The organism is Kitasatospora sp. NPDC043950 (assembly GCF_056435345.1).
The window spans coordinates 48540-65360 of sequence record NZ_JBWKER010000002.1; the positions used below are offsets into that span (position 1 = coordinate 48540).

The 16821-nt window shown below is 74.7% G+C and carries 15 protein-coding genes; 4 read left to right on the forward strand and 11 right to left on the reverse strand.

All coding sequences use genetic code 11. The features are described 5' to 3' along the window. Positions 1-281: 281 nt before the first annotated feature. The 3 genes from AC07BF_RS01435 to AC07BF_RS01445 form a co-directional block, all read right to left on the reverse strand. A complete protein-coding gene (locus AC07BF_RS01435; protein WP_478332741.1) occupies positions 282-1034 on the reverse strand; it encodes a hypothetical protein in 753 nt (250 codons plus the stop codon). Between the two features lie 90 nt (positions 1035-1124). Then, positions 1125-1712, reverse strand: coding sequence for a PadR family transcriptional regulator (locus AC07BF_RS01440; RefSeq protein ID WP_478332742.1), 588 nt, complete (start codon positions 1710-1712; stop codon positions 1125-1127). Between the two features lie 76 nt (positions 1713-1788). Beyond that, the gene (locus AC07BF_RS01445) at positions 1789-3843 is read right to left on the reverse strand and encodes an oxidoreductase (protein WP_478332743.1); all 2055 of its coding nucleotides are present in this window, start codon (positions 3841-3843) and stop codon (positions 1789-1791) included. 184 nt (positions 3844-4027) lie between these two features. Here AC07BF_RS01445 and AC07BF_RS01450 point away from each other — a divergent pair, with 184 nt between their 5' ends. After that, the gene (locus tag AC07BF_RS01450; RefSeq protein WP_478332744.1) at positions 4028-5287 is read left to right on the forward strand and encodes an FAD-dependent monooxygenase; all 1260 of its coding nucleotides are present in this window, start codon (positions 4028-4030) and stop codon (positions 5285-5287) included. Positions 5288-5356: 69 nt separating this feature from the next. Here AC07BF_RS01450 and AC07BF_RS01455 read toward each other — a convergent pair whose 3' ends face one another. After that, positions 5357-5932 carry a TerD family protein gene (locus tag AC07BF_RS01455; RefSeq protein WP_350883073.1) on the reverse strand — a complete coding sequence of 192 codons (576 nt, stop codon included), beginning with the start codon at positions 5930-5932 and terminating at the stop codon, positions 5357-5359. A 239-nt stretch (positions 5933-6171) separates the two neighbouring features. On the opposite strand from AC07BF_RS01455, the gene AC07BF_RS01460 reads away from it, so the two are divergent. Then, positions 6172-6465: a hypothetical protein gene (locus AC07BF_RS01460; RefSeq protein ID WP_478332745.1), complete on the forward strand. Its 294-nt coding sequence runs from the start codon at positions 6172-6174 to the stop codon at positions 6463-6465. Between the two features lie 16 nt (positions 6466-6481). On the opposite strand, the gene AC07BF_RS01465 is transcribed toward AC07BF_RS01460, so the two are convergent. Both AC07BF_RS01465 and AC07BF_RS01470 read right to left on the reverse strand, forming a co-directional pair. After that, entirely contained in the window at positions 6482-8059 is a 1578-nt protein-coding gene (locus AC07BF_RS01465) for a glycerol-3-phosphate dehydrogenase/oxidase (RefSeq protein WP_478318246.1), read from the reverse strand. Continuing rightward, positions 8056-8670 (reverse strand): TetR/AcrR family transcriptional regulator, encoded by a 615-nt coding sequence (locus AC07BF_RS01470; RefSeq protein ID WP_363579644.1) that lies wholly within the window; start codon positions 8668-8670, stop codon positions 8056-8058. The genes AC07BF_RS01465 and AC07BF_RS01470 overlap by 4 nt, the downstream gene beginning before the upstream one ends. A gap of 20 nt (positions 8671-8690) precedes the next feature. On the opposite strand from AC07BF_RS01470, the gene AC07BF_RS01475 reads away from it, so the two are divergent. Continuing rightward, on the forward strand, positions 8691-10313 hold the full coding sequence (locus AC07BF_RS01475; RefSeq protein ID WP_478332746.1) for an FAD-binding oxidoreductase: 1623 nt from the start codon (positions 8691-8693) through the stop codon (positions 10311-10313). After that, positions 10310-11221, forward strand: coding sequence for a diacylglycerol kinase (locus AC07BF_RS01480; protein WP_478332747.1), 912 nt, complete (start codon positions 10310-10312; stop codon positions 11219-11221). The genes AC07BF_RS01475 and AC07BF_RS01480 overlap by 4 nt, the downstream gene beginning before the upstream one ends. Positions 11222-11252: 31 nt before the next feature. Here AC07BF_RS01480 and AC07BF_RS01485 read toward each other — a convergent pair whose 3' ends face one another. The 5 genes from AC07BF_RS01485 to AC07BF_RS01505 form a co-directional block, all read right to left on the reverse strand. After that, complete coding sequence (locus AC07BF_RS01485) at positions 11253-12173, reverse strand: DUF6891 domain-containing protein (protein ID WP_363579677.1); 921 nt, start codon at positions 12171-12173, stop codon at positions 11253-11255. A 104-nt stretch (positions 12174-12277) separates the two neighbouring features. Beyond that, a complete protein-coding gene (locus AC07BF_RS01490) occupies positions 12278-12820 on the reverse strand; it encodes a GNAT family N-acetyltransferase (protein WP_400810012.1) in 543 nt (180 codons plus the stop codon). A gap of 106 nt (positions 12821-12926) precedes the next feature. Next, positions 12927-14285, reverse strand: a complete 1359-nt coding sequence (locus tag AC07BF_RS01495) for a DUF2252 domain-containing protein (protein ID WP_363632574.1) — start codon at positions 14283-14285, stop codon at positions 12927-12929. A gap of 184 nt (positions 14286-14469) precedes the next feature. Then, positions 14470-16062 carry a multicopper oxidase family protein gene (locus AC07BF_RS01500; protein WP_363579648.1) on the reverse strand — a complete coding sequence of 531 codons (1593 nt, stop codon included), beginning with the start codon at positions 16060-16062 and terminating at the stop codon, positions 14470-14472. Beyond that, complete coding sequence (locus AC07BF_RS01505; RefSeq protein WP_363579649.1) at positions 16059-16529, reverse strand: hypothetical protein; 471 nt, start codon at positions 16527-16529, stop codon at positions 16059-16061. The genes AC07BF_RS01500 and AC07BF_RS01505 overlap by 4 nt, the downstream gene beginning before the upstream one ends. Positions 16530-16821 lie beyond the last annotated feature (292 nt).

A 16821-nucleotide genomic window follows, 5' to 3' on the forward strand; every position in this document is an offset into this window, starting at 1 on the left:
CTCCCCCCCTTCCCCTTCCAGGGTATCCCCTCCTTCCCCCCCCCCCCCCCCCGCCCCCCCCCCCCCCCCCCCCCCCCCCCCCGCTACGGCGTTTCGGCCCGGATCTCGTCCAGCGACTCCCCCAGCACCCCCTTGGCCCGGGTGAACCAGTCGGCGATCACCGCGATCTCGTCCGGCGTGTAGTCGGCGAACAGCGCGCCGATCCGCTCAGCACCGGCGCCCCCGCACGCCGCGGCCCCCGTCGGGCTGCCTGCCCGACGGGGGCCGTCGCGTTGCCCGGCTCAGACCGAGGCGCCCTGGGTGACGGGGGCCGTGGCGGTGGGCGGGGTGGTGCTGCCGGCGGTGGTGCCGAGGGCGCGCTGGACCTTGGCGACGGCGGCGCGGTACTGGAAGGAGGCCAGTTGGGGGGAGTCGCCGCCGCGCTGGAAGAAGCCGAAGGCCATGCCGACGGTGCCGAAGCGCTCGACGCCGACGAAGGCGTTCAGTTGGACGCCGGCCAGGGTGCCGTCGAGGCGGACGGCGGGCGCGTCCTGGCGGTCGCCGAGGGTGACCGGGGTGACGGTGAAGGTCACCGAGTCGTTGGTGCCGGCGTTGAAGGTGATGGTGTGGCAGCTCTTGAGGGCCGCGGTGGCGGCGTCGAGGTCGGTGGTGAGCTTTCCCGCGTCCTCGGCGGTGAGGGACTCGGTCACCATCGGGTTGCCGCCCGGGCCGTCCAGTTCGGCCTCGGCGTGCGGGGTCTCGGGGCCGGGAATGCCGGTGTGCATGTTGATCAGGTCGCTGAGGGCGTCGCAGCCGTTGGCCGGGGAGGGCATCGTACTGGGGCCGGCGCTGGGGCTGGCCGTGCTGGGGACCTGGGTGAAGCCTGGGCCGACGTCGTCGACGGTGAGCAGGGCCGCGGTGAGTTGGTCGGAGGTGGGCAGGCCCTGGGCGGACTGGCCGGGCGTCGCGGCCGCGGCGAGGTGGGCCGGGCCCAAGGCGACCGCCGCGGCGAGGGCGGCGGCGGCGAGGGCGTGGAGCGGCTTCGGGTGGGACATGCGGGCCCCCCGGTCGAGGGTGCGGGCAGGGACAGGCACCAGTGTCCCACCGGGCCTGGCAAGGGGCTCGCGGGCGCGGATCGCCGCAGGTCAGACCCCTTGGTCCGACTGGTCCCCCTGGTCCACCGGGGGCGGGCCGGGGGTTTCGAGCGCTTCGAGGGTTTCGAGGGTTTCGGCGAGCCACTGCACCCAGAAGGCCTCCAGCCCGATGCCCGCCCGCAGCACGGCGTGCTGGAGGCGGTTCTCCCCGGCCGTCGCCTCGGCCGGGAAGTCGTGCCGCTCGATCTCCCGGTAGTCGTCCAACTGCGCGCGGTGCAGCGCCAGGTGCCGCCGCACCTCGGCCGCCAGGCCGTCCGCGCCGACCACCGCGGCGGCGCGCAGCCGTAGCAGCAGCGGTTCGCGGACGGCGCGCGGCTCGGTGCCCTCGGCCGTCCAGCGGGCGAGTTCGGCACGGCCCTCGGGCAGGACCTCGTACTCCTTCTTCTGCCCGCGGACGGGGCCGGACGGCGGGAGGGCCCGGATCTGCCCGGAGGCCTCCAGCCGGCCCAGTTCGCGGTAGATCTGCTGGTGGGTGGCGGGCCAGAAGAAGCCGATCGACTTGTCGAAGCGCCGGGTCAGCTCCAGCCCCGAGGACGGTTTCTCCAGCAGGGCGGTGAGGATGGCGTGCGGCAGCGACATGCCGTCGATCCTAGGGCGTGCCCAAGGCGTGCCCAGGTCCTGTCCGGCCGAACAGGACCCAGCGCGCAAGGAAGGGTCAGATCGCGGCGGCCAGTTCGGTGCCCTGCTTGATGGCCCGCTTGGCGTCGAGTTCGGCGGCGACGTCGGCGCCGCCGATCAGGTGGGCCTCCAGGCCGCGCTCGCGCAGCGCCTCGTAGAGGTCGCGGCGCGGCTCCTGGCCGGTGCAGAGCACCACGGTGTCCACGGGCAGCAGTTGGCGCTCGCCGTCGACGGTGAAGTGCAGGCCGGCGTCGTCGATCAGGTCGTACGTCGCGCCGGCGACCATGGTGACGCCGCGGTGCCGGAGTTCGGTGCGGTGGATCCAGCCGGTGGTCTTGCCGAGCCCGGCACCGACCTTGCTGGTCTTGCGCTGGAGCAGGTGGACGGCGCGCGGCGGTGCGGGCCGCTCGGGGCGGCGCAGTCCGCCGCGCTCGCGGTACTCCGGGTCGATGCCCCACTTGGCCTGGAACACGGCCGGGTCGAGGCTGGCCGCGTCCCCCTGGTCGGTGAGGAAGCCTGCCACGTCGAAGCCGATGCCGCCCGCGCCGAGGATGGCGACCCGCTCGCCGACGGGGGCGCCGTCGCGCAGGACGTCGAGGTAGCCGACGACGCTGGGGTGGTCAACTCCCGGCAGGTCGCCGGGGGTTCGCGGGGTGACGCCGGTGGCGAGGACGAGTTCGTCGAAGTTCTCGGCGGCGAGCTGGTCGGCGGTGGCGGTGGTGCCGAGGCGCTGGGTGACGGCCAACTCGGCGAGCCGGGTGCGGTAGTAGCGCAGCGTCTCGTCGAACTCCTCCTTGCCGGGCACGAGCCGGGCGGTGTTCAGCTGCCCGCCGATCGCCGCGGCGGCGTCGAACAGGGTGACGTCGTGGCCGCGTTCGGCGGCGGAGACGGCGAAGGCGAGCCCGGCCGGGCCGGCTCCGACGACGCCGATGCGCTTGCGCGACCTGGTGGGCGTGAGCACGAGTTCGGTCTCGTGGCAGGCGCGCGGGTTGACCAGGCAGGAGGTGATCAGGCCGCTGAAGGTGTGGTCGAGGCAGGCCTGGTTGCAGCCGATGCAGGTGTTGATGGCGTCGGCGCGGCCGTCCTCCGCCTTGGCGACGAAGTCGGCGTCGGCGAGCAGCGGGCGGGCCAGCGAGACCAGGTCGGCGCAGCCGTCGGCGAGCAACTGCTCGGCGATTTCCGGTGTGTTGATGCGGTTGGTGGTGACCAGCGGGATGCCGACGGTGCCCATCACCTTCCTGGTCGCCCAGGCGAAGGCGCCGCGCGGCACGGAGGTGGCGATGGTGGGGATGCGGGCCTCGTGCCAGCCGATGCCGGTGTTGATGATGGTCGCCCCGGCGGCCTCGACGGCCTGGGCGAGGCGGACGACCTCGTCGAGGGTGGAGCCGCCGGGCACCAGGTCGAGCATGGAGAGGCGGTAGACGATGATGAAGTCCTCGCCGACCCGCTCGCGGACCCGGCGGACGATCTCCACCGGGAAGCGCATCCGGCGCTCGTACGGGCCGCCCCATTCGTCCTCGCGCCGGTTGGTGGCCGCGACGACGAACTCGTTGATCAGGTAGCCCTCGGAGCCCATGATCTCGACGCCGTCGTACCCGGCGCGGCGGGCGAGTTCGGCGCAGCGGACGAAGTCCTCGATGGTCTGCTCGACCTGTGCGGCGGTGAGCTCGTGCGGGACGAAGGGACTGATCGGGGCCTGGAGGGCGCTGGGGGCGACCAGGTCGCGGTGGTAGGCGTAGCGGCCGAAGTGCAGGATCTGCAGGGCGATCTTCCCGCCGGCGGCGTGCACGGCGTCGGTGACGACGCGGTGGCGGTCGGCTTCGGCCCCGGTGGTGAGCATCGCGCCGCCCTCCCAGGGGCGCCCGGCCTCGTTGGGGGCGATGCCGCCGGTGACGATGAGGCCGACGCCGCCGCGGGCCCGCTCGGCGTAGAACTCGGCCATCCGCCGGTAGCCGTCGGGGGCCTCCTCCAGGCCGACGTGCATGGAGCCCATGACGACGCGGTTGGGCAGGGTGGTGAAGCCGAGGTCGAGCGGGCTGAGCAGGTGCGGGTAGCGGCTGCTGCCGGGGGTGGTGCTCATCGACGCGCTCATCGACGTCTCCTGGGGGCGGCGGGGGTCGGTGTTACCGCAGAGTAGGGGACGGCGGCTCGATGTGCAACTAGTTGCATAAGGGGGCCGCGGGCCGAGGCCCCGCGCTCTGCCGGTTCCCACCAACTCGCGGACATGATCCGCGTATTGTCAGATCGGTAGTGTGGGCAGCTGGGAGAGGACCGCCATGCGGGATAGCTCGATAGCCGTGATCGGCGGCAGCATCGCCGGAAGCGCCTTCGCCGGGGCCGCCGCCCGGCTGGGAGCGGACCGGATCGTGGTCCTGGAACGCAGCGAGGGCCAGTTGGAGGACCGCGGCGTCGGGATCTGCATCAACGACGACCGCTTCGACGAACTGGTCCACGCCGGCCACCTCCACGACGGCGTCCGCCGCCACCGCCTCACCGTCCGCCGCTGGGTCACCCGGGAGACGGCCGAGGACCGCGGCGGCGACGGACCGGACGGGCGCGGGCGGGTGCTCTGGAACCAGCCGATGCCGTTCCACTCCCACCACTGGGCCGTCCTCTGGCAGGCCCTGCGCGAACGCACCCCCGACCGGGTCGAGTTCCGGCAAGGCCACACCGTCACCGCGGCCGGCACCGACCAGGACGGCGCCTGGACGGCCGGCCCCGACGGCACCCGCGAACCGTACGACCTGGTGATCGGCGCCGACGGCTACCGCTCGGTGGTCCGCGCGGCGGTCTGCCCGCAGGCCCGGCCCGCATACGCCGGGTACGTGTGCTGGCGCGGCAGCTACGACGCCGCACTGCTGGCGGAGCTGCCCGGCGGGGCCGCGGCCTGGCCGGAGGACGAGTGCGCCACCGTCTGCTACCCCGGCGGCCAGGTCGTGATCTACCGCATCCCCGGGCTCACCCCCGGCACCACCCAGGTGAACTGGGTCTTCTACGCGCCCACCCCCGCCTGGCTGCGCCTCGACGGCCCGACCAGCATCCCGGCGGGCACCCTCACCGACGGGCGGCTGGACGACCTGCGCCAGCTCGCCGAACGGCACCTGCCGCCGTACTGGGCCGCCCTGGTCACCCTCACCCCGCGCGAGCGGACCTTCCTCCAGCCCGTCTACGACCTGGAGACCCCGCGCCGCACGGCCGGCCGGCTGCTCCTCGGCGGGGACGCGGCCACCGTCGTCCGCCCGCACAACACCAGCGGCGCCGTGAAGGCCTTGCAGGACGCGCACGCCTTCGAGCAGGCCGGGCGGGCCGCCGCCGCGGACGGCGGGTCCTGGCCGGCCCTGCTGGCCGCGTACGACCAGGAGCGGGGCGTGGTCGGGCGGGAGCTGGTGGAACTGGGCCGACGGCTCGGCCGGGAGCAGGTCGCCGCCGCACCGGACTGGTCGGCCATGGACGAACCGAGGATGGACGCCTGGTGGCGCCGTCAGCTGACCGGCAGCGGGGGTTTCGGCGGCCACGCCCTCGGGCGTCCCGAGTGAGCGTGGGCCGCAAAGGCCGGTGGCCGCCGAAACCCCGTCAGATCACCTGCCGCGATCCACCTGCTGCGATCAGACGTTGACGCCGTAGTCGGTCGCGATGCCGCGCAGACCGGAGGCGTAACCCTGCCCTATCGCGCGGAACTTCCACTCCGCGCCGTTGCGGTACAGCTCACCGAAGACCATCGCGGTCTCCGTGGACGCGTCCTCGCTGAGGTCGTAGCGGGCGATCTCCTGGCCGTTGGCCTGGTTCAGCACCCGGATGAACGCGTTGCGGACCTGCCCGAAGTTCTGCAGCCGGGCGTCGGCGTCGTAGATCGACACCGGGAAGACCACCTTCGCCACGTCGGCCGGCACCCGCGCCAGGTCGACCTTGATCTGCTCGTCGTCGCCGTCGCCGCCACCGGTCAGGTTGTCGCCGCTGTGCTCGACCGAACCGTCGGGGCTGCGCAGGTTGTTGAAGAAGACGAAGTGCTGGTCCGAGACCACCTTGCCGAGCGCGTTGCAGAGCAGCGCACTGGCGTCCAGGTCGTAGTCGGCGCCCGTGGTGGTGCGCACGTCCCAGCCGAGACCCACGATCACGGCGCTCAGACCGGGCGCCTCCTTGCTCAGCGAGACGTTGCCGCCCTTGGCCAGTGAAACTCCCACAATGCCCTCCTCGATCTCTCCCTGCGGACGAATCTACAACACTGTAGAGATCACGGGAATCCACCTGCGGTCGGGCCCCACCCCGGGGATTTCTCAGGGGTTCCACCGGGAACCACCCATCACCCCGGCCCGCACCGCCCCCACGCCGCCGCGCAGGCGGGGGTTGGAAGACACGCCCTAGACTGGCGGTGGATCCCCTGGTCCGCCCCGACCGGCGGCCCCCGCGCGGGAGGTTCCCCATGCGCCAGCGGTACAGCTTCCACTTCGACCAGGCCGGGCACTCGGTCACCGTCAACGTCCGCTCCGGCTGGATCACCGAGACCGAGTTGCTGGTGGACGGCAAGGAGTGCGCCTTCCACCGCATCCACGGGCACGGCGTCTACCCGCTGACGCTCGCCGCCCAGCTCGCCGAGGAGCCGCCGCTGCCGCTCTCGGTGCGGCTGGACCGCACGGGCGCGGCCGAGCACCCGTACTCCTGCGTCCTGGAGGTCGCGGGAGCCGAGCACCCGATGCCGGAGCGCGCGGCGCGCTGAGCCCTCCGCCCGCCCGCTACAGGCGCTGCGCCACGATCTCCTCGATCGCCTTCCGGGCCCGCTCGGCGTCCTCGGCGACCAGGCCGATCCTGGTCCGGCGGTCGAGCACGTCGGCGACGTCCAACGCGCCCTCGTGCGTGACGGCGTAGGCGACCTCGGCGCGCGTCACGTCCAGGCCTTCCGCGATCGGCGTCAACTCCCCGGCGGCCACCACCTCCTGGGACGATCCGCCGTGGCGGGCGAGCAGCGAGCCGGGCACGGCGCCCGCCGGGAGCGGGCGGCTGTCCCGGTGGGCCGGGGCGCCGACCAGCGGCAGGCGGGCCGTCCAGCAGGCCCGGGCCGGCAGGCCGCGCAGCCGCACGGCGGCGTCCACCGCGTCCTCGGCCATCCGCCGGTAGGTGGTGAGCTTGCCGCCGACCACCGTGACCAGCCCGGACGGCGACTCCAGCACCGCGTGCTCCCGGGAGATGTCGGCGGTGCTGCCGCCCCCGGTGTCGATCAGCGGCCGCAGCCCCGCGTACGCGCCGCGCACGTCCGCCCTGGTCAGCGCGGTGCTCAGGGCGGCGTTGACGGTGTCGAGCAGGAAGGCGAGCTCCCCCTCGGCGGGCTGCGGCTCGTCCGGGATCGGACCGGGCGCGTCCTCGTCGGTCAGCCCGATCGCCACCCGGCCGAGTTGCTGGGGCAGCGCGAAGACGAAGCGGCTGGTCGAACCGGGCACCGGCACGGTGAGCGCCGCGGTCGGGTGGCCGAGCGCGGCGGCGTCCACCAGGAGGTGGGTGCCCCGGCTGGGGCGCAGCCTGATCGACGGGTCCACCTCGCCCGCCCAGACGCCGGTGGCGTTGACCACCGCGCCGGCTTCGACGGTCAGCGACTGCCCGGTGACGGTGTCGGTGAGCCGGGCGCAGCTGCCGGTCACGGACTCCGCCCGCACCCTGGTCAGCACGGTGGCGCCGTACTGCGCCGCGGTTCGCGCCAGCGCCACCACCAGCCGGGCGTCGTCGACGAGTTGGCCGTCGTGCGCGACCAGCGCGCCGGACAGCCCGGCGGTCCGCACGCCCGGCACCAGCTGCCGCGTCCGCGCGGCGCCGATCCGGCGCACCCGGGGCAGCAGCGCGCCCGGCGTCCCGGCGCCGATCCGCAGCGCGTCCCCGGCGTGGAAGCCCACCCGGATCAGCGAGGCCTGCCCGGGGCGCAGCAACCCCGGGAGCAGCGGCACCAGTTGGGGCAGCGCGCGGATCAGGTGCGGGGCGGTGCGGGTCATCAGCACGCCGCGCTCGATCGCGCTCTCCCGGGCCACCCCGATCCGCCCGGAGGCGAGGTAGCGCAGGCCGCCGTGCACCAGCTTGGAGCTCCAGCGGCTGGTGCCGAACGCCAGGTCGCGGGACTCGACCAGCACCGTGCGCAGCCCGCGCGAGGCGGCGTCCAGGGCCACCCCGGCACCGGTGACGCCGCCGCCGATCACCAGCAGGTCGACCCGCGGGCGGTCCCCCAGCGCTTCGAGTTCCGCCTGGCGTCGGCCGGCGTCGAGTCGGCTGGAGCCGGCGAAGGGAGCGGCGGAGTGAGCGGCGGAGGATCCGGCGGGCGTCGAGGTCATGGCGCGAGGTATCCGTTCAGTGCTCTGGTCAGTTCGCGCCGCCAGGCGGCCTCCGACAGCAGGGAGGCGACCATGCGGTGCGACTGGACGGTGGACTGGGCGATCAGCAGGACCATGGCGGCCAGTTCGACCGGCTCCCCGGCCCGGATCGAACCGTGCGCCTGCCCCTGCTCGATGCCGGCCCGCAGCGCCTCCAGCAGGCCGCGCTGGCTGGTGCCGAGCCGCTCGACGACGTACTCCAGCAGCAGGTCGGAGTCGGAGGAGCGCAGCAGCGCGCCGAGCACCGGGTGGTCCCGCAGCCGGACGGCCACCTCGACGACCCCGTCGACGAAGGCCTCCCGGCCGATCGGAGCGCCGTCGCCCCCGAGGGTCAGGGCGACGCCCTCCCGGGTGGCCCGGATCTCCCGGGTGAGCAGGGCGCCGATCACCGCCCGGACGTCCGGCCAGCGCCGGTAGACGGTCGGCCGGCTGACCCCGGCGCGGCGGGCGATCTCCGCCAACTGCGTTCGGCGCACGCCGAGATGGACGATCAGGTCGGCGGCGGCGTCCAGGATCGCGTCGTCGGTGCTGCGCGCGGGACTGCCAGGGGACTCGGCGTTACTACTTGACATGATGTGTGAAACTGTAACGCATGGCACCTGAGACGCAAGCGGGACCGGCCGGCGCCGCGCTGCCGCTCCCCCCGATGAAGTGGGACGCCTGGGGCGACCCGGCCCTCGCCAAGGAGCTGTCCGCGGACATCAAGGGGCTGCTCGCCGCCGCCCTCGGCGTCACCGGCGACGCCACCCCCGGACCGGCCGCCGACGAGGTCCTCCTGCACCCCTCGCGGATCACCGCCGACGACCTCAAGGCCCTCGCCGCCGCCGTCGGAGAGACCAACGTCAGCGCCGCCGACGCCGACCGGCTCCCCCGCGCCGGCGGCAAGTCCACCCCCGACCTGCTGCGCCGCCGCAGCCGCGCCCCCCAGGACGCGCCCGACGCCGTCGTGCTGCCCGGCGACGAGCAGGAGATCGCCGCCGTCCTCGCGCTCTGCGCCGAACGCCGCATCGCCGTCGTCCCGTTCGGCGGCGGCACCAGCGTCGTCGGCGGCCTCGACCCCGAACGCGGCGGCCTCACCGCCGTCATCTCGCTCGACCTGCGCCGCCTCGACCGGCTCCACGACCTCGACGAGACCTCCGGCGAGGCCGTCCTCGGCGCCGGCCTCACCGGCCCCGCCGCCGAGGCCCTGCTCGCCGAGCGCGGCTACGAACTCGGCCACTACCCGCAGAGCTTCCGCTACGCCACCCTCGGCGGCTTCGCCGCCACCCGTTCCTCCGGCCAGGACTCGGCCGGCCACGGGCGCTTCGACGAGATGGTCCGCGGCCTTCGCGTCGTCACCCCCGCCGGGGTGCTCGACCTCGGCCGCGCCCCCGCCTCCGCCGCCGGCCCCGACCTGCGCGAACTCTTCCTCGGCTCCGAAGGCACCCTCGGCGTCATCACCGCCGTCCGGCTCCGCGTCCACCCGCTGCCCGCCGTCAAGGCCTACGAGGCCTGGAGCCTGCCCGACTTCGCCACCGGCAGCGCCGCCCTGCGCGCCGTCGAGCAGGTCGGCACCGGCCCCACCGTCATCCGGCTCTCCGACGAGGCCGAGACGATGGTCAACCTCGCCATGACCGAGCAGATCGGCGGCGCCCCCGCCGTCACCGGCTGCCTCGCCGTCACCGTCTTCGAAGGCACCGCCGAACAGGTCGCCACCCGCCACCGGCTCACCCGCGACACCCTGCTCGCCGCCGGCGCCACCTCCCTCGGCGAAGCCCCCGCCCGGGCCTGGGAACACGGCCGCTTCAACGCCCCCTACCTGCGGGACTCCCTGCTCAGCGCCGGCGCCCTCTGCGAAACCCTGGAGACCGCGGCCAGTTGGAGCCGGCTCCCGCGGCTGCGGACCGCCGTCACCGAAGCCCTCACCACCGCCCTGCCCGGCGCCCTCGTCCTCTGCCACGTCTCGCACGTCTACCCGACCGGCGCCTCGCTCTACTTCACCGTCGTCGCCGCCCTCGGCGAGGACCCGCTCGCCCGGTGGGCCGCCGCCAAGCGCGCCGCCGGCGACGCCATCGTCACCGCCGGCGGCACCATCACCCACCACCACGCCGTCGGCGCCGACCACCGGCCCTGGATGAGCGACGAGATCGGCGAGCTCGGCGTGCGCATCCTGCGCGCCGTCAAGGCCGAACTGGACCCGGCGGGCATCCTCAACCCCGGCAAGCTGATCCCGTGACCGGCGGTCCGCGAGCCATCAGGCGAGTGGCCGTCCTCAGCAACCCGGCGGCGGGCGCCGGCCACGCCGCACCCGCCGCCCACCGGGCCGTCGCCCGTCTGCACGCCCTCGGCCTCCACGTCGACCGGCACGCCGGCCGCGACCCCGAGGACGCCGTCCGCCTCGCCCGCCGGGCCGTGGCGGACGGCGTCGACGCCGTCGTGGCCGTCGGCGGCGACGGCATGGTCAACCTCGCGCTCCAGGCCGTCGCCGGCTCCGCCGTCCCGCTCGGCGTGATACCCGCCGGCACCGGCAACGACCACGCCCGCGCGTACGGCCTCCCGCTCGCCACCCCCGAAGCCGCCGCCGACGTCGTCGCCGCCGGACGCACCAGGACCGTCGACCTCGGCCTGGTCACCGCCGCCGACGGCACCACCCGCTGGTACGGCTCCGTCCTCGCCACCGGCTTCGACTCGCTGGTCAGCGACCGCGCCAACCGCCTGCGCTGGCCCCGCGGCCGGATGCGCTACAACCTGGCCATCCTCGCGGAGTTCGCCAACCTGCGCCCGCTGCCCTTCCGCATCACCCTCGCCGACGGCACCGTCATCGAACGCGACCTCACCCTGGCCGCCGTCGGCAACACCCGCAGCTACGGCGGCGGCATGCTCATCTGCCCCGACGCCCTCCCCGACGACGGGCTCCTCGACCTCACCCTCGTCGCCGCCATGCCCCGTCTGCGCATCGCCCGCTTCTTCCCCACCCTCTTCAAGGGCACCCACACCGCCCACCCCGAAGTCACCACCCACCGCACCGCATCCCTGCGGATCGACTCCCCCGCCATCACCGCCTACGCCGACGGCGAGTTCATCGCGGCCCTCCCCGTCGACGTGAGCGCCGCGCCCGGCGCCCTCCACCTCCTGGTGCCGTGACCCACCCGCCTCCCCGCCGGAGCCACGGGCCTCACCCGGCCAGGCGGCGGCGCCAGAGGAGGGGGCGGATCTCCATCGCGCGGGAGGGGTCGGCGTTCCAACGGGCGGGCAGGCCGGCGTCGGTGAGCGCGGCGGCCACCTCGTGGCCGATGGCGGTGGTGGTCAGCGGGGAGGCGTCGAAGCCGCCGTAGCGGAGGGTGAGGCCGTGGCCGGCGGCGGCGGAGTCGGTGGCCTGGGTGTGGAAGTAGACGTAGCCGCGGGCGTCCGGTGCCCCGGCGGCGGCGATCTCGGCGTCGCCGCAGGAACCGCAGCAGCTGAAGTGCTCCCGGGCGGTGATGCCGGCCTCCTCCAGGGCGGCGAAGGCCCGGGTGAGGCGTTCCGGGTCGGTCTCGCCGATCCAGCCGGTCTGCTCGCCGACGCGCTCCAGCCAGAGCCGGTCGGCCAGTTGCTCGGCCTGGTCGCGGGAGAGCGGGCGGTGGTCGCCGGAGACCAGGTGGTCCTCGGCGAGTTCGGCGAGCTCGGCGCGGGTGGTGTAGCCGCCGGCCAGGGTGAGGCGCAGCCGGTCGTGCAACTGCCGCAGGTCGTCGGCGGGCACGTCGAGCGGCGGGGCGGGCTCCGGCTGCGGGCCCAGGTCGAGCGGCTGCCAGTCCAGGCCGTCGCCCCAGCCCGGCTCGTGCTGCGCCCAGCCCGTCATCGCGGCGATGACCGCCTCGGGACCGTCGGTGCGCACCTCGAAGTGCCGGGCGGCGGAGCCGTCGCGGTGTTCGAGCGTGTACTCGCCGCCTTCGGCGTGCCACACCTGGATGAAGACGTCCGGCAGGTCCGGTATCCGCTGGGCGACCAGGAAGCGGTCGCCCTTCGCGCCGATCCGCCGCACCAGCCGCGCCAACTCGGCCGCCTCCACCCGGAGGTGGCGCGTCCCGTCGTTCTCCTGCACCCCGATCGCCAGCATGTGGATCACCCAACCACACGCCACTGACAACGGCGCCGAGCCCCGGGACGCGCCCGCCGTCGGCCCGTTCTCGGCCCGCGGTCGGCCCGCCGTCAGCCCGCCGTTCAGCCCGCCCGCTGCTCGCGGCGGAGGCGGAACAGCACGTTGGGACGCAGCGGGCCCTCGGGGGCGGTCGGGTCATCGAAGTCGTCGGCGGGGTCGGACGTCATGCCGAGGCGGCGCATGACGGCCTGCGAGCGGTGGTTGGTCGCGGTGGTGACGGCGAGGATCTCGGGGAGGCCGAGGGTGTCGAAGCCGTGGGCGAGGACGGTGCGGGCCGCCTCGGTGGCGTAGCCGTGGCCCCAGGCGGCGCGGGCGAGGCGCCAGCCGATCTCGACGCCGGTGAAGGGCAGGCCCTCGTCGACCTCGTCGAGGCCGGCCAGGCCGACGAACTCGCCGGTGGCGCGCACCTCGACGGCCAGCCAGCCGTATCCGCGCGCCGCGCTCTCGGCCTCGAAGCGCGCCACCGAGGCGTCGCACTGCTCGCGGGTGAGGACGTCCCCGAGGTGCTCGCGGACTTCGGGGTCGGCGTTCATCGCGGCCCAGGGTGCGAGGTCGGTGTCCCGCCAGGGGCGCAGGAGAAGGCGGTCGGTGCGCAGTTCGGTCATGCGGGCCAGCCAACGCCGACCGCGCCCGCCGGGGCAACCCGTTTTCCACACCCCGCACCCCCGTACCCCCGGCCCCGGAGCGCACCCGCCGGGAGGCGCGCCGTGCTCAGACGCCCGGGGTCGCGACGATCCGGCCGGCGTCGATCGCGGCGACCAGTTCGGCGTGGTCGAGCGCCGTCTGGTCGGCGTACCGGACGGAGAAGTCGGCGATCGCCTCGGCGAAGGCGTCCGCGCCGCCCAGGTAGCCGGCGATGGCGAGGCGGTCGCCGGTGCGCGCGTGGGCGCGGGCGAGGGTGCGGCCGCACAGGTCGGCGTAGGCGCGCAGGCCGGACGGGGTGAGGTCGGCGACCTCGACCGAGCCCTTCATGTCGCGCAGTTGGCGGCCGTAGAAGTGGCGCCCGGCGGGGCCGGTGGTCCAGCCGAGGAAGATGTCGCTGGCGGCCTGCATGAGGTGCTGGCCGGTGACGACGCGGCGCCCGCCGTGGTGGACGGAGACCTCGGCGTCGACCCGGGTGGGCGGCAGGTGGTCCTCCAGGACGGACCGTCCGGCCTCCTTGAGCTGGAGGAACAGCGGGTCCCGGGTGTCCCGGCCCTCCAGCAGGACGATGTAGCAGCGGGTGCCGACGCTGCCGACACCGACGACCTTCATCGCCGCGTCGACGAAGCGGTAGCGGTCGAGGAGGACGCGACGGTCCTCGGCGAGGGTGGCCCGGTAGTCGCTGAACACCTTGCCGATGTCGAGCAGTTCGTTCTTCTTCAGCGGTTCGATGAGCGGTGGCGCGCTGATGATGCGCCGCTGCCCGTCGCGTTCCTCGGTGAGCTTGCCGAAGGCGTGCAGGCTGGTGCGGCGGCGGGCCTGGGCGAGGTCGGCCTCGGCCTGCTTGCGCTGCCGGGGTTTGCGGAGCGGCGCCAGCAGGTCGCCCGCGTCGATCCGGGAGTACCAGACGTCGAGTTCGCCGAGCCCGGCGAGGCGGCGCATGGCGGTGGCGTAGCCCTGGACGGCGGTGCGGGCGGCGCGGTGGGCGCGGTCCTCGTCCTGTCCGTGGTCGCGGGCGGCGACGGCGATGCTGGCGGCCAGCCGTTTGACGTCCCACTCGAAGGGGCCGGGGTGGGTCTCGTCGAAGTCGTTGACGTCGAAGAGCAGGGCGCGTTCCGGCGAGGCGAACAGACCGAAGTTCACCAGGTGGGCGTCGCCGCACAGTTGGACGGTGAGGCCGGTGTCGGGGACGGCGCCGAGGTCGGCGGCCATGACGGCGGCGGCGCCGCGCAGGTAGGCGAAGGGGGTGTCGGCCATCCGCCCGTAGCGGATCGGCAGCAGCCGGGCGACCCGGTCCTCGCCCTGGCGCACCAGTACCTCGACCGGGTCGGGCCGGTCGGCGGCGGGGATCCACCGCCCGTGGGCGGAGCGGGAGACGCGGTCGCGGGCGGCCCGGCCGTGCCGGCGGCGTTCGGCGGGGGTGGTCATGCGCGGCGGCTCCTCGGTCGGCGGGACAGCGGGACAGCGGGTCGGCGGGAGGACGAAACGGCGGGCGGCGGGCGGGGTACGTCTCCCCGCGACGCTAGGCCACGAGTGCCGGAGCGCGCACCGCGCGCCCTCCGACACTCGGCCGACCGGATGAAGCCGACCGGATGAAACCCCCAGGCCCTGCTCACTGCACGGTGAAGTCCGCCATCATCGCCATGTCCTCGTGCTCCAGGTTGTGGCAGTGCATCATGTACGTCCCCCGGTAGTCGGTGAAGCGCACCAGGACCTCGACCGCCTCGGCCGGACGCAGGTCGACGGTGTCCTTCCAGCCGCCGTCGTACGGGCCCGGGTCGCGACCGTTGCGGCTGAGCACCTGGAACTGGTTGAGGTGGACGTGGACGGGGTGGTGCAGGTCGGAGGTGAAGCGCCACCGCTCGGTGCTGCCGAGGGCGGGCCGGGCGAGGTCGTGGCCGGGCCGGTACAGGTCGCCGTTGATGGTCCAGCCGTAGCTGCCGCTGCGCCGGAAGATGAACTTGCGGGTGACGTCGACGGCGGAGGCGTCCAGTTCCTCGATCGTGGACAGCTTGTCGGGCACGGTCGAGTCGTCGCTGACCTTCTTGCCGGAGACGTCGAAGCGCATCACCTCCGCCGTGCGCCCGCTGCCGAAGAGGTTGAGCAGCCGCACCGAGGTGCCCGGGGCGTAGCGGGAGAAGTCGACGACGATGTCGAAGCGCTCGGCCGGGGCGATCTCCAGCACGTCGTGGGCGACCGGGGCGGCGAGCAGGCCGCCGTCGGAGCCGATCTGGACGAGGGCGTCGCCGCCGGAGGGCTGCGGGTCGAGCTGGAGCCGGTAAGGGCGGGCGTTGGAGGCGTTGAGCAGGCGCAGCCGGTAGCGGGCGCGATCGACGTCGAGGCGGGGCCAGGGGGCGCCGTTGACGAGGATGACGTCGCCGAGGACGCCGTTCATGTAGTCGTCGGTGACGCCGGGCGAGGCGAGGTCCTCGTCCAGGGCGGGGTAGCGGAAGGAGCCGTCCCCGGCGAAGGAACGGTCGGCGAGCATCAGCGGGAGGTCGCGGTCGCCGCGCGGCAGCGGCAGGGCGCTCTCCTCGTCGTCGTGGACGAGGTGGAAGCCGGCCAGGCCGCGCCAGACGCCGGGGCCGGTGAAGCCCATCCGGTGGTCGTGGTACCAGAGGGTGGCGGCGCGCTGCTTGCCCGGGTAGGTGTGGGTGCGCTCGCCCTCCGCGGTGCGCCCCGCCTCGTGGCCCATCCCCTGCATGCCGGGCATGTCGGACATCCCCGGCATGCCCGGCGCCCCCCGGCCCGCGCCGGAGGAGCCGACCGGCAGCAGCAGGTCGACGGGGTAGCCGTCGCTGTCGGCCGGGGTGTGGCCGCCGTGCAGGTGGACCACGGACGGCACCGGCAGCTCGTTGCGGTGCTTGACCACCGCCGCCCGGCCGGACCGGGTGACCACCGTCGGCCCGGGGAAGGTGCCGCCGTACGTCCAGGCCTCGGTCCTGACGCCGGGCAGGATCTCCAGCTCGGCGACCCGTTGGGTGATCTCGTAGTAGTCGGCCGTCGCGTCGGTGCGCACCGGCTGGAGCACCGTGGGCACCGGCAGCGGGACCTGGAACGGCTCGGGCAGGTCGAGGCCGCTGCTGAGCAGCCGGCCGGGGTGGCCCTCGGCGAACAGCCGGGCGGCGGCGGGGCCGGCGACGGCGGCCAGCGCGCCCGCGCCGAGGACGGAGGCGCCGACGCCCAGGAACCGGCGACGGTTCACTTGGACACCTCCAGCGGCCCGCCGGGGCGCGGCAGGCGTCCGCTGCCGTCCGGCTCGGGCAGGTGGTCCGCGCGGGCGGGCAGCGGCAGCCGCCAGGCGCCGACCAGCCCGAACAGGACCCCGCTGACCAGCAGCACCCCGAGGGTGACGTGCACGCTGATCGACCGCGCGTAGCCGGCCGCCATCTGGCCGACGACGGCGACGGTCAGCACGGCGGTGGTCCACAGCGGCCAGAGCGGGCCGCGGCCGGGCCGGCGCACCAGCGCGGCCACCACCAGTTGGCCGAGGACCACGGTGGCCAGCGTCATCGCGTTGCCCTCGTGGTCCTTGAGGGACTCGTAGGTGCCGTTGAGGAAGCTGCCGGCCAGCATGACCTGGAGCAGGGCCAGGACCGCCAGGGTGGTCGCGGTGGTGCGCAGCAGGATCAGCGGCCAGCGGGGCGCGGCGGCCGCGGGAGGACTGCTCATGTCGGGCTACTCTCTGCTTCGGCGGGTCGGGCGGGACGGGCGGGGCGGGCGAGAGCGTAGCTGATCCGACATCACGATCAGCTCCAATAAAGGGGTTTGGAGTTTCCCGGCTACCCCATTGCGCCTACTCGGCCCGGCTTTTGTCACCCGCACGAGCGAGGCTCTGGTGTGTGCCCGTCCAGCGATCCTCGAGCAGGTGCCGGGGGGGGGGGGGGGGGGGGGGGGGGGGGGGGGGGGGGGGGGGGGGGGGGGGGGGGGGGGGGGGGGGGGGGGGGGGGGGGGGGGGGGGGGT

Coding starts and splice junctions, on each gene's coding strand:
- AC07BF_RS01470 (WP_363579644.1), bottom strand. CDS start 8,670: ATGTCAAGTAGTAACGCCGAGTCCCCTGGCAGTCCCGCGCGCAGCACC.
- AC07BF_RS01440 (WP_478332742.1), bottom strand. CDS start 1,712: ATGTCGCTGCCGCACGCCATCCTCACCGCCCTGCTGGAGAAACCGTCC.
- AC07BF_RS01490 (WP_400810012.1), bottom strand. CDS start 12,820: ATGACCGAACTGCGCACCGACCGCCTTCTCCTGCGCCCCTGGCGGGAC.
- AC07BF_RS01485 (WP_363579677.1), bottom strand. CDS start 12,173: ATGCTGGCGATCGGGGTGCAGGAGAACGACGGGACGCGCCACCTCCGG.
- AC07BF_RS01435 (WP_478332741.1), bottom strand. CDS start 1,034: ATGTCCCACCCGAAGCCGCTCCACGCCCTCGCCGCCGCCGCCCTCGCC.
- AC07BF_RS01495 (WP_363632574.1), bottom strand. CDS start 14,285: ATGACCACCCCCGCCGAACGCCGCCGGCACGGCCGGGCCGCCCGCGAC.
- AC07BF_RS01460 (WP_478332745.1), top strand. CDS start 6,172: ATGCGCCAGCGGTACAGCTTCCACTTCGACCAGGCCGGGCACTCGGTC.
- AC07BF_RS01445 (WP_478332743.1), bottom strand. CDS start 3,843: ATGAGCGCGTCGATGAGCACCACCCCCGGCAGCAGCCGCTACCCGCAC.
- AC07BF_RS01475 (WP_478332746.1), top strand. CDS start 8,691: ATGGCACCTGAGACGCAAGCGGGACCGGCCGGCGCCGCGCTGCCGCTC.
- AC07BF_RS01505 (WP_363579649.1), bottom strand. CDS start 16,529: ATGAGCAGTCCTCCCGCGGCCGCCGCGCCCCGCTGGCCGCTGATCCTG.
- AC07BF_RS01465 (WP_478318246.1), bottom strand. CDS start 8,059: ATGACCTCGACGCCCGCCGGATCCTCCGCCGCTCACTCCGCCGCTCCC.
- AC07BF_RS01450 (WP_478332744.1), top strand. CDS start 4,028: ATGCGGGATAGCTCGATAGCCGTGATCGGCGGCAGCATCGCCGGAAGC.